This is a genomic window from Ethanoligenens sp. (assembly GCF_047718355.1).
Classification (GTDB): Bacteria; Bacillota; Clostridia; order Oscillospirales; family Ethanoligenentaceae; genus Ethanoligenens.
In genome coordinates this window covers 1-7,957 of record NZ_JBDNLG010000111.1, presented here as the reverse complement: position 1 = coordinate 7,957, position 7,957 = coordinate 1, and the positions used below count along the sequence as shown (strand labels likewise).

Genomic DNA, 7,957 nt, shown 5'->3' with positions numbered 1-7,957 from the left:
TTAATTCTATCACATTTGGGGTGTTTGACCTCTGCACTTCTATGATATCCCTCCAAATGCTCATAAACAACCTAAATAAGCGGTTTATGTGAAATTTCATAATGGTGTGTTCAAGCTCATTCACTCGTGTAAGGGGTCAAGTTAGGGGTCAAATCCACTCAATCATCTTGACGTGTCTACCCAAACGTGTTTATTGTTTATCGCCTTTTACGGCGTTTTCCGCTCTCGTCAGAAGTTGAAGATTGTCCAACGTTGTCAGTCCACCATGAGCCATAGGCTTGATGTGATCGATTTGAAAATCCAGACGATTCTTGCTGCGATATCCACCCTGTGCACTGTAATAAAAACCTTTATTATCCATATACTTGGCAAAAACAGCATCACGCAATTTTTCTTCAAGCTCCGGGAAATGCCGACGTATTTCGTAAAGAGGCAATTCCTGGACTTTTACAGTTTCTTTTTGAGTCAGGGGTTTGATGCTCGGTTTAGCATAATCCTCCGGGTTTTGAATACGGTCGACCGCGTCGGAGATTAGTTTGCGAAATGCCTTTTTGTTATCAGTTCCGAAAAATGCCGACCAATGACCGCCCCCTTTGTTCCATTCGTTTTCTATATATTCTTTTCGGGCAGATGGGGCCAGATCATCTTCCACGATGTGCTGCGCAAGCTTGGTGATGTCATAGTCCCCACGCTCGGAGAGAAGAATCAATTTCGGCACTTCTCCCGTCTGCTTATAATACAGGATGAGATCGGCTACATCCTGTTTGCTGTAGCCTAAGAGCAGGTCCAGAGCACCAAAAACGGTCGCGTCCACATGATTGACGGCGGCGTCAACATTCGTAAGATCTGCCGACGGCAGCCAGCCAAGCAGATGCTCATAGGCTTCCTTCATGCAGTCGTACACGAGTACGTTGCATGATTTGTCGATTTCTTCCTCGTCATCGCCGTTTTGCATCAGATAAGAAAACTGATAGATACCCACCGGAACGCGCTCCAGAAAAGAAATTTCGGACAGCCTGGGATCAACAGTGCCATTTACAATATTTGCAAATTCCTCCAACTTGGCAATAGACACAAGACGCATTGCCTTTTTCTGTGTCTCGTGATCTTTCTTTGTGAAATCGACGTTTTCGTCGATAAACAGTTGTTCGGGGTTGACCCATGCAATCTTATCCTGCCAATCGTCGATGAAGCTAACGATATAGGCATCTTTTGTTCCACCAGCTTTTTCGCCGCGCAGTGCTCGTCCAATCATCTGTGTCATCAGAATGGATGATTTTGTCGGTCGTGTCAGGAACACGGTGCGAACCTTTGGCATATCCGTGCCCTCCGTCAGAATATTGACATTGACCAGTACATCCAACTCCCCATCGCGGAACCTCTGGATCTTAACAGCATTTTCCTCGGAGGAAATGGTCACATGTGTTGCAGCATCCCTGATATCCGAAACGACAAAATCCGATCGAATGCCCGCTGTGTTGAACAATCCATTCAAGGCGATTGCCATATCTACATTTAGAGCAAAAACAAGTGTTTGTCCATACAAGTCCTTGTTTTTCACATATTCATTGACGATAGCGCCATTTCGTTTGCTGTTTTCCGCGATGGCGTATGCAATGTTTTTCCCGATGCTTTCAATATCGAAAAAACTGTCCTGTGCAATGAGCTGCAATGCTTCTTCCGAATTGTTTTCCGTAAACAATTCGACCATGTTGACATGCGTCGGGACTGCCTTAAAAATGGGCTCCGAAAGGATACCCCTGTTGACCAGTTCGCGCAGATCAATTTTGTACACAATGTCGTCTGGAAAGATCTTTTTGAGCATACCTTGTTCTTTGTCGACTGTGCGAAATGGAGTGGCGGTCAGGCCGAGCATCTGAAAATGCGTTGTGTGGGCTTTGATGCCGTCGATCAGGTCACGGTATTCGCTGGCGGCGGCATGGTGCGCCTCGTCGATGACGACAAATACCCGATCACTGTTTTCTTTCAGCCATTGATTTAGGAGATAGGAAAATCCCCTTTTAAGGCTTGTTTTACTGGCGATAAGGATATCGTCGGTGGGTTTGATGTGCAAAGGCTTATCGTGTTGGCCCGAAAGGACGCGCCAGTGGTATGAATCCGCGTGTCCGCTGATGTCTTTGTAGCAAACGCGTTCAAAACTCTGGAGTGCCTGGTTGAGCAACTCATGCCGGTGTGCGAGCCAAATGATTTTCTTGCCTCTGTCAAGCAAGCGTTCCATTAGCCAATAGGTGGCGGTGAGCGTTTTTCCGCCGCCGGTCGGCAGCACGAGCAGACCGGCGTAATCGTCCGTGTTTTGCAGGGCGCTATCCAATGCACGGATGGCATCCTGCTGATGCGGATAAAGCTGGATGCCGCTGTGCCCATCGGCCACATGCATTTTCCCAGCATATTCGGATTCCGTCGTTTCCATGAGGCCTTTGAAAATATCCTCAGTTTCTGCAAAGTTGCCCATAAGCTCTTTGATCTCCTTTTGATAATATTGGGTGTTGAAGTGCTGTGGAAAAACTTTCACTAAATCCAGCGCATCTGCTTTTCTGCCCAGTTTCTTCAGAGCGTTGAATTTGTTACGGTAAGAATAAAATTTATCCGGCTCTGCTGCAATGCTTTTGTCAAAAAGCGGAAACGATTCTTCATAACGCTTCTGTCTGACAAGGCAATAGCCTAAGTTGTTGTTGGCATTTGGAAACAACGGGGTGATATCCAGACAGTTCCGATATGCTTGTTCTTCTTTAACATAATCTTTTAACTTTCCATAAGCCCACGCCATAGCAAAGTAGAGACTGTCTGTTTTTTGAAAATCACTTGTGGCGGCAGCTTTTTTGTAAGAATCTACCGCATTTTTCCAGTCAGCCTGATCAGAATACAAATCGCCAAGATGGCTATAAGCGCAAGCCCAAGTGCTGTCCATTTCAACAATAGAGAGCAAGGATTTTTTCTGGTTTTCAACTTTTTTAAATTCCGTATAGAGGTATCTAACATATTCTCCAAAAGCACTATAACGGCAATACCTCATGAGAACGGTGTGGAACTTGTGCAAAAAACGAGCACTTTCAAATGTTGAATCGCTTTCAATGGATGTTGCAAATACGGAAAAATAGTCTAACTCTGCTTGTTCGTACGAAATAACTTTGTTCGTGGCAATATACTTTCCTATGTAAAGGTCAATGCATTTTATATAATCATCATATTTTTGTGCAAAAAAAGCAAGAAAAGCCTTTATGTAATCTGCCAGCATCTCCTGTGGTTCAATTTGCGTAAGAGATTCCCCCAAAAGAGAAAGCGCACGGTCTACGGCATCTCTGTCATGTTTTTCACAAGTCAATGCGATGACCATATCCATGAGTTGATCTTCCGCCAAAGAGATATTTTCGCTTTTTGAGGGATTCTCATGCAGGATACTCTCCACGTCTTGTAGTATTTGTTTATACTTCTGTTCCATGATTTTTCGGCCCCATGTATTATTCTGAATATATTTTTCTCATATGTATCCTGACTTCTTCTTCAAAATCAGAAATTTTTCTGCCTATAACTTCGTCAAGTTGAGCAGATACTTTGATTTCCATGTCATCAAATTCATCTTCATCGAGAGCGGAAATTGTAGTGCTTTTGAAATATGGAACATTCCATTTTTTAAAGTTCATCATTTCCGATTTTCAGGTAAGGACTTGTTTTCTTTGTTAATAAAACGATCCAAGATTTCTACATTTTTTATACGTGCGTCATCCATATCTTTCGAAGCCATCACCTAGTTGATGCGCATTTTCCCGTTGCGAATATCGACTTCATTAAAATAGCAATGTCCACAATTCCAACCGTCCATGTTTTTTTCTTGAAAAGGGGATAGAAATTGATCTATTGTTTGCGTTGAAAACCGGACCATCGTTTTACTGCTATTACTCTCATCAAAGAAGAAACCGGGCTGCCGCAAGGCATACTACTTGCAATACTCTTTGAGCACCTCGGAAACTTGGAATGTAATATCTGGCCGGTTTTCAAAAATGAGATCAAATGCTCTTTGGTGTTCTCTGTATATTTCAAGGCAAACTTTTTCCAATTCTCTATCTTTCACGATGTATCTCCTGACTGTTTCTAAATAGTTACTGATTAGAACCGACGTTACGGTATCAAGATATTTTCCGATTAATTCCTGCCCGACGATATTCACAATTTGCTTATAACCGAAAGAACTCCAATGTTCCGGGTCACTGGCGGAATCTCCTTCCGGCGTCAAAAAAATATATATTTTCAGGCTATCGGGATAATTGTTTTCTATATTGTTCGGTATCGGTTTAACTGGTCATCATGTTCTGCGGAATCGACTTTGTTTTCAATGCAGATAACAAAGTTTTCTTCTTCGGATACCAGTAACAGGTCAATATTGTATTGTTCTCTTTGTATATAAAATGTGCCATAATCCATAAGCGAGATTTTGAAAATGTCGATTCCAATTGAGCGATAGTATTCAATATTTTTCTGAACGATTATCTGAGAACCCGTACTCAAGAAATATCAGAGGCCGCCGATATAATAAGTGAGAACATATCGGGTGCAAAATGGAGTATCCAAGCGATCTAACAGACAGCCAATGGGAACGGATTCGTAAATTTTTTGAAGGTAAAAATCGCGGTAAGCATCTGTGCAAACACCGTAAAAGGGAACTGATGAACGGGGTACTACATGTGGTAAAAACCGGTTGCCAATGGCGGCAGTTGCCCCACGATTTCCCTCCATATACGACTGTCTGGAATTTTTACCGCCGTGCCTGCATCAAAGGTCTGTGGGATAAAATACTGGCTGAATTAGTAAAGACGTCTCGCGTTGCTGCTGGCAGAGGCGAGATGCCAAGTTACGCTCTGGTTGATTCCCAAAGCGTGAAAACAACCGGCGCAGCCGACGAACGCGGCATTGACGGAGGAAAAAAACAAAAGGGCGAAAGCGGCACATCGTAACGGATATTATGGGGCATTTGCTTACTGTGATTATTCACGCTGCCAATATTCACGATACTGTTGCAGGTGGAGAGGTTTTGGAGAAAGCTCTTGAGAACTATCCGACCCTCAAAGGTGTTTGCGCCGATGCGGGATACCGCAAAACGTTTGTTGCTGCGGCATCTGGGCTTGACTTGACAGTTGATATTTCCGAACGTATCAAACCGAACGAGCGGCAGATCCTCCCGAAACGCTGGCGGGTTGAACGTACTTTTGGTTGGATGAACCACTCCCGCAGGCCTTCGGAGGACTACAAGATACGAACTCTTTCCGCTGCTGCCATGGTTACCATCTCTCATATTTCCATTTTATTGACACATTTTTGAGTACGAATTCTGAGCGATATGTCGCAATACAGCGTCCCCTAAGCCGTGAGACGCCGTGGAATCCAACAACCATGCAAGCACATTGCTGTGCCGGATTTCTGCATGTGTTATTTTAAGCACATCAAATAAATTGTTAGTTACTGTCTATTTTCCAAGACATTCCAGGCACTGAATGTCCAACAAAAAATCTTCAAGGGCTTTAATGCCTTCAGAACACGTCGTCTTCCGGCAGTACGTGAAAATCCGTGCCAAACCAGTCGATCACGTCGCTATCATACGCGTCGTAGTTGCCGATTAGATAATAGCGCCCATTGGCCGTGACCATCTGGTAGGGATTCATCGTGGATTTGCGTTCATGCGAGCGATGCGGCTTTTTGTCGAGGCCAAATTTGCTGTAAAAAAAGCGCACCTGTCTTTTTTTCTCGATTGCGTCATCCAACACATCGACGGTGTAAAAAAGCTCTTTGTTGGGGGAGTGCGGGATTTCCGAAATGTTGCAAACATGCCGGAGACTTTTTTTGAAATATTGACTGGACAGGGCGCTGAGTTTTTCGATCAGTTGCTTTCCCTGTGTTTCGGGGATCTGACGGGAACACAGGATGCGGTCGATCAGCAACCGCAGCTCGCTGTCTTCAAATGTGCGCTCACGCAGGTAATAGCCGTTTTCGTAAGCGATATCATATCCGAACTCCTGTAAGGACAGAATGTTGCGCGCGATGGCCTTCCGCTCGCACTCCATTCCATAGTCCGCGCAAATATGCTGGATGATATCAGCTTGGGTTAGGGAGTGTTCTGCGTCGGAATACCGTTTCAGCACTTCGAGCACATAAAGCAACATCAGCCTTTTTGATCCGTTCATCTTCTACCCACCTGAATTGACGTAGTTTCCCATTTTTCTACAGTATACCACGTAAACGGCAAAAAGAAACCCCCGGATTGGGCGATCCGAGGTTGAAAAAGCAAGATGTAACAGGGCCATTTTTCTTCCGGAGCTTTGCCGTACTTTTGCGTGAAGGTCGAAATGATGTATACCGCCGCGAAAATAAAGGAGATCACGCCCCAAACCAAAAGATCCTTGAAGATGCCAGTAGCTGCGATGCCGATGATCCCAGCAAGCCCGTAAATAATGGCTGCGGCAATCGCTCCGCCTTTGGATTTCCGAGCGGCGATGCCGATGATACCTGCCACGATAAAGAACAGACCAGTAAAGACCCCGGCCGACCCACTGGTATCTTTCTTATTATTTTCCAATGCGCTCCCAAGACCTGCCGCACACGACTGAAACAAGATCACAAGGGACAACACAATGGATACGATGCCAAGGGTCAGTTTCGCTGTTTTCATTTTGAACACTCCTCATATGTTTTGGGGTTAAAAATTCTCCCCACATGAAAAGTATAGCAGCACTTATGTACCGAAACAGGTACACTCCAAATTTAACTTCTGTTCAAAACCAATTTCACCTCTCTTTTTCTCTAATCCTACGCTCTCGTTCCGTCCTCTCCACCGGCATATGCAGCATACTCAGCAGCTTCGCCCTGGCGTGCATATAGTTCCAGACTTGTTTCTCAAGATGATTTGTTTTTGCGGACACCTTTCCGACTTCTCCCTCTGACCCACCAATCTCCGCAGCCAACTCCTGCGGGTCCATGTCCACCGGCATACTTTGCTTCTTCAACTGCCCCTCCGCATGTGTTCGTTCAAATCTCCGCAGCCAACTCCTGCGGGTCCGTGTCCACTGGCATACTTTGCTTCTTCAACTGCCCCTCCGCATGTGTTCGTTCGAACCAATGCTGAAATGGATACGGTTGATGCTCAAGTTGCCGCTGTACCGGCAGATATTTTCGATGGGTCGCCAGATAATGGGCAGCTTTCTTTTTCTGTATGAGCCGTTCGTTAACCACTTTGCGTCGTTCGCGCAGTCCGTCGCGCTCATCTGTTAAGGCTTTGAGGCGCCCTTCTGTTATATCTTGATTTGCAAAACATATTTTACACAATTATTGTAATGGGGATTGTAATTAAAATCAATATATGTTAAAGCATTTATATGTATTATAGTATAACACAATCGTGTGAAATAGAGGCCAATCTGGGCCTTACACGTTCAGGAAAAACGCTCGTACACAAGGAGGCGGATGCCCGTGAGTCGTCCAAAGTATCTGTATTTCCGTGAAAAGCAGGAGTATATCGACTTAGACCGCCGGATGGAGTCCTATCCCATCGGTCAGTTACTTTTTTCTGTGCTGGACATCGATTGGGACGGAGTGGTCGAAGCGGCCGAGGCGTTTTTGAAAAAGCTCAAACGGTCGCGTCTCTTTCCGCACCACACCATCGGGGACGGTCTAGCACATCCCAAGAAAACGCCATATTGCATGGTAAAGACATTCTATCAGGACCTGCTTGCTCGCCTGCGCAGCGATTCCCCGGCTCTGTGCGCGCTCTTCTCCTCCCAGAACATCCGAGAGACGGACAAGACCTATGACGACGTCTATGAACAGCAGTATCAGGCAGCTCGAGCCGTTTCGCCCGACGAGGTGGCCGATGAAGAGATCCACGCAGCCAACATCGACATCGCCAAGAACATCCTGATGCTGTTTTTCGAGGACACGCCCGACGGGAACC

General features: G+C 45.3%; 11 protein-coding genes. 3 read left to right on the top strand and 8 right to left on the bottom strand.

Going from position 1 to position 7,957, the window contains the following annotated elements:
• Window positions 1–190: 190 nt before the first annotated feature.
• The 3 genes from ABF463_RS13030 to ABF463_RS13020 form a co-directional block, all read right to left on the bottom strand.
• The gene (locus ABF463_RS13030; protein WP_415534222.1) at window positions 191–3,460 is read right to left on the bottom strand and encodes a DEAD/DEAH box helicase family protein; all 3,270 of its coding nucleotides are present in this window, start codon (window positions 3,458–3,460) and stop codon (window positions 191–193) included.
• 19 nt (window positions 3,461–3,479) lie between these two features.
• Window positions 3,480–3,665, bottom strand: coding sequence for a hypothetical protein (locus ABF463_RS13025; protein WP_415534220.1), 186 nt, complete (start codon window positions 3,663–3,665; stop codon window positions 3,480–3,482).
• A gap of 625 nt (window positions 3,666–4,290) precedes the next feature.
• Window positions 4,291–4,524: a PD-(D/E)XK nuclease family protein gene (locus ABF463_RS13020; protein WP_415534218.1), complete on the bottom strand. Its 234-nt coding sequence runs from the start codon at window positions 4,522–4,524 to the stop codon at window positions 4,291–4,293.
• A gap of 50 nt (window positions 4,525–4,574) precedes the next feature.
• Between ABF463_RS13020 and ABF463_RS13015 the strand changes: the two genes are divergently transcribed.
• Together ABF463_RS13015 and ABF463_RS13010 are read left to right on the top strand one after the other, a co-directional pair.
• Window positions 4,575–4,970, top strand: a complete 396-nt coding sequence (locus tag ABF463_RS13015) for a transposase (protein ID WP_415534216.1) — start codon at window positions 4,575–4,577, stop codon at window positions 4,968–4,970.
• An 8-nt stretch (window positions 4,971–4,978) separates the two neighbouring features.
• A complete protein-coding gene (locus ABF463_RS13010; RefSeq protein ID WP_415534214.1) occupies window positions 4,979–5,335 on the top strand; it encodes a transposase in 357 nt (118 codons plus the stop codon).
• Here ABF463_RS13010 and ABF463_RS13005 read toward each other — a convergent pair.
• The 5 genes from ABF463_RS13005 to ABF463_RS12985 form a co-directional block, all read right to left on the bottom strand.
• Window positions 5,318–5,455, bottom strand: coding sequence for a PD-(D/E)XK nuclease family protein (locus ABF463_RS13005; protein ID WP_415534212.1), 138 nt, complete (start codon window positions 5,453–5,455; stop codon window positions 5,318–5,320). The genes ABF463_RS13010 and ABF463_RS13005 overlap by 18 nt on opposite strands.
• Window positions 5,456–5,543: 88 nt before the next feature.
• Window positions 5,544–6,194, bottom strand: coding sequence for a helix-turn-helix transcriptional regulator (locus ABF463_RS13000; protein WP_415534210.1), 651 nt, complete (start codon window positions 6,192–6,194; stop codon window positions 5,544–5,546).
• On the bottom strand, window positions 6,191–6,679 hold the full coding sequence (locus tag ABF463_RS12995) for a hypothetical protein (protein WP_415534208.1): 489 nt from the start codon (window positions 6,677–6,679) through the stop codon (window positions 6,191–6,193). The genes ABF463_RS13000 and ABF463_RS12995 overlap by 4 nt, the downstream gene beginning before the upstream one ends.
• A gap of 115 nt (window positions 6,680–6,794) precedes the next feature.
• Window positions 6,795–7,013, bottom strand: a complete 219-nt coding sequence (locus ABF463_RS12990; protein WP_415534206.1) for a hypothetical protein — start codon at window positions 7,011–7,013, stop codon at window positions 6,795–6,797.
• A 22-nt stretch (window positions 7,014–7,035) separates the two neighbouring features.
• Window positions 7,036–7,239, bottom strand: coding sequence for a hypothetical protein (locus ABF463_RS12985; protein WP_415534204.1), 204 nt, complete (start codon window positions 7,237–7,239; stop codon window positions 7,036–7,038).
• A 237-nt stretch (window positions 7,240–7,476) separates the two neighbouring features.
• Between ABF463_RS12985 and ABF463_RS12980 the strand changes: the two genes are divergently transcribed.
• Window positions 7,477–7,957: hypothetical protein (locus ABF463_RS12980; protein WP_415534202.1), on the top strand; the 481-nt coding region annotated here is incomplete at its 3' end.

Excerpts from the sequence above, each read along its gene's own strand:
- ABF463_RS13030 (WP_415534222.1), bottom strand. The coding sequence starts at position 3,460 with ATGGAACAGAAGTATAAACAAATACTACAAGACGTGGAGAGTATCCTG.
- ABF463_RS13025 (WP_415534220.1), bottom strand. The coding sequence starts at position 3,665 with ATGATGAACTTTAAAAAATGGAATGTTCCATATTTCAAAAGCACTACA.
- ABF463_RS13015 (WP_415534216.1), top strand. The coding sequence starts at position 4,575 with ATGGAGTATCCAAGCGATCTAACAGACAGCCAATGGGAACGGATTCGT.
- ABF463_RS13010 (WP_415534214.1), top strand. The coding sequence starts at position 4,979 with ATGGGGCATTTGCTTACTGTGATTATTCACGCTGCCAATATTCACGAT.
- ABF463_RS13000 (WP_415534210.1), bottom strand. The coding sequence starts at position 6,194 with ATGAACGGATCAAAAAGGCTGATGTTGCTTTATGTGCTCGAAGTGCTG.
- ABF463_RS12995 (WP_415534208.1), bottom strand. The coding sequence starts at position 6,679 with ATGAAAACAGCGAAACTGACCCTTGGCATCGTATCCATTGTGTTGTCC.